A 2,845-nucleotide genomic window follows, 5' to 3' on the forward strand; every position below is an offset into this window, starting at 1 on the left:
CGCGGCGCTGCGCGGCTCCCACCCCGGCGTCGAGGTCGACCTGGCACCCGTCGGCACCGCCGCCGCCGTGGAAGGGCTGCGCACGGGCCGGCTCGACATCGCGCTGCTCCTGGAGGAGGACGTCTCCTTCCCCGGCATCGCCGCCGAACCCCTCGCCCACGAGCCGCTGGTGCTGCTCTGCGCACCCGGGCACCCCCTCGCCCGCCGGACCGCGCCGGCCACCTGGGAGGACCTGGCGCGCGAGACCTTCTTCCTCCACGAGCAGGGCTGCTCCTACAGCGACCGCCTGGCCGACCGCCTCCTCTCCGTCCCCGGCGCGCGCATGCGGCTGACCCGCTTCGGGAGCATCGAGGCCGCCCGGTCCTGCGTGGCGGCGGGGCTCGGCCTGACGCTGCTGCCGCGGGCCACCGCCGAGGACGCCCTGCGCGAGGGCCGCCTGGCCGTGGTGGCCGGGCCCCCGTTCCCCGACGTGCCCGTCCAGGTGGCGCGGCACCGCAGGCGCTGGGTCTCCCCGGCCGCACAGGCCGTCGTCGATGAGCTCGCACGGCACTTCCCCGCCCGGGCGGCCGCCGGCCGGCCGCTCGCCTAGCGGGCCCGTTCCAGGCCGGCCAGGAGCTTCTCCGGCAGCACGGGCAGGTCGCGGACCCGCACCCCCGTCGCGTGGTGCACCGCGTTCGCGATCGCCGCGGCGGTGCCGACGATGCCGATCTCCCCGATGCCCTTGCTCCCCATGGGGTTGAGCCACGGGTCGTGCTCGTCGATCCAGTGGGCCTCGATGCCACGGGCGTCCGCGCACGTCGGGACGTGGTAGGAGGCGAAGTCCCGCTCCGCGAAGTCGCCGAAGCGAGCGTCCATCGTGCTGCCCTCCATGAGGGCCATGCCCATCCCCATCGTCATGCCCCCGATGAACTGGCTGCGCCCGGTACGGGAGTTGAGGATGCGCCCGGCGGCGAAGACGCCCAGCAGCCGGCGCACCCGTACCTCCCCGGTGTCGGTGTCGACGGCCACCTCCGCGAACTGCGCGCCGAAGGCGGCCTTCGCGTGCGGCGGGTCGGACGCGATGTCGTCCTTGGTGCCGGCCGTGGCGGTCAGACCGTCCGGCGGCAGCGTTCCCCCGCGCTCGTCGATCATCCCGTTCAGCGTGCTGCAGGCCTTGTGCACGGCCCATCCCCACGAGGCGGTGCCGGCGGAGCCCCCGGCGAGCGAGGCCGCCGGCAGCTCCGTGCTGCCGATCCGGACGGCGACCAGGTCCGGTGCGACGCCCAGCGCCTCGGCCGCGATCTGCGCCAGGACGGTCCGCGCGCCCGTGCCGATGTCGGTGGCGTTGACCCGGACCAGGTAGCGGCCCGCCCCGGTGACCTGTACCTCGGCCGTGGAGGGCATGAGGAAGACGGGGTAGAGGGACGACGCCACCCCCGAGCCGATCAGCAGGCGGCCCTCGGCTCGCGAGCGGGGCCGGGGGTCGCGCGCGTCCCAGCCGAAGCGGCGCGCCCCCTCGCGCAGGCACTCCACCAGGTGCCGGCTGCTGTACGGCTTTCCGCTGTCCGGCTCGGTCGCGGTGTCGTTGCGCACCCGCAGCTCGACCGGGTCCACCCCGGAGGCACCGGCGAGTTCGTCCATCGCGCACTCCAGCGCGAACATCCCCGAGGCCTCGCCCGGCGCCCGCATCCACGACGGGCTCGGCACGTCCAGCGCGGCGACCCGGTGCGTGGTGAGGCTGTTGGGGGACACGTACATGGCGCGCGACGGGGCCGCCGCCTGCTCCACGAACTCGCGGACGGTGGACGTGTGGGTGGTGACCTCGTGCGCGAGCGCCGTGATCACCCCGTCCTCGCCCGCGCCGAGCCGCAGGCGCTGGACGAGCGGCGGCCGGTGGCCGACCACGGCCGCGAGCTGCGCGCGCGGCAGTACGGCCTTCACGGGCCTGCCGGTGTGCCGGGCGGCCATCGCGGCGAGGACGATCTGCGGGCGCGGCGTGCCCTTGCAGCCGAAGCCGCCGCCCACGTGCTCGGCGACGACCGTGATCCGCTCCTCGGCCAGGCCGAACAGGGCGGCCAGGGTCTCCCGGACGGCCGTCGTGCCCTGGCAGGAGTCGTGGGCGAAGAGCCGGCCGTCCTCCCAGCGGGCGGTCGAGGCGTGCGGCTCCATCGGGTGGTTGTGCAGGCCGGACAGCGTGTACGTGGCGTCGATGCGGACGGGGGCGCGCTCGTAGGCGCTGTCGAAGTCGCCGCGCTCGCGGCGGGCCGGGAGGCCCGCGTTGACCACTTCGGGGACGAACAGGCGCGGATGGTCCGGGGTCAGCACGGCGTCGTGCTCCTCGGGCGCGTACGCGACCCGCACCGCGGCGGCCATGGCACGGGCCGCCTCCGGGGTCTCGGCGACCGTCAGCGCCACGTACCAGCCGCGGTGCGGTACCCGGTCGTTCTGGAGCACGAGCAGGGTGCGATCCTCCACGTCCTTCAGGCGCGGAGCGTTCTCGTGCGTCAGCACGGCCAGGGCGCCGGGCTCGGCCATGGCTTCCGCGGCGTCGACCGACAGGACCCGGCCGAGGGGGACCGTGGCGGGCACGGGCCAGGCGTACGCGGTGCCGGGCGGGGTGTGCTCGGCGGCGTAACGGGCGGACCCGGTGACCTTCTCGCGGCCTTCGATGCGCACGGGGCCGGGGGCGCCGCTCATGAGACGGTTCCTTCCCCGCCCGGGGCGGCGAGTCCGGCGAGCACCCGCACGGCCAGGTTGCGGGCCAGAGGCACCTTGAAGGCGTTGTCGCGCAGCGGCTCGGCGGCCGCCAGTTCGGCCTCGGCGGCCTCCGCGAAGGACGCCTCGGTGGCCGGGGCGCCGCGCAGCG

At 76.0% G+C, this 2,845-nt stretch carries 2 protein-coding genes and 1 pseudogene; 1 reads left to right on the plus strand and 2 read right to left on the minus strand.

The features are described from left to right. On the plus strand, positions 1 to 589 hold a 589-nt coding region (locus V7793_RS36050; RefSeq protein ID WP_336013897.1), incomplete at its 5' end, for a substrate-binding domain-containing protein. Here V7793_RS36050 and V7793_RS36055 read toward each other — a convergent pair. Both V7793_RS36055 and V7793_RS36060 read right to left on the minus strand, forming a co-directional pair. Then, the gene (locus V7793_RS36055; protein WP_336013898.1) at positions 586 to 2,676 is read right to left on the minus strand and encodes a xanthine dehydrogenase family protein molybdopterin-binding subunit; all 2,091 of its coding nucleotides are present in this window, start codon (positions 2,674 to 2,676) and stop codon (positions 586 to 588) included. The genes V7793_RS36050 and V7793_RS36055 overlap by 4 nt on opposite strands. Beyond that, positions 2,673 to 2,845: pseudogene (locus V7793_RS36060) on the minus strand (FAD binding domain-containing protein); the annotation flags it as partial. The pseudogene V7793_RS36060 and the gene V7793_RS36055, both read right to left, overlap by 4 nt.

It is taken from the genome of Streptomyces sp. KLMMK (genome assembly GCF_036961605.1).
GTDB lineage: Bacteria > Actinomycetota > Actinomycetes > Streptomycetales > Streptomycetaceae > Streptomyces > Streptomyces telluris.

Coding starts and splice junctions, on each gene's coding strand:
- V7793_RS36055 (WP_336013898.1), bottom strand. CDS start 2,676: ATGAGCGGCGCCCCCGGCCCCGTGCGCATCGAAGGCCGCGAGAAGGTC.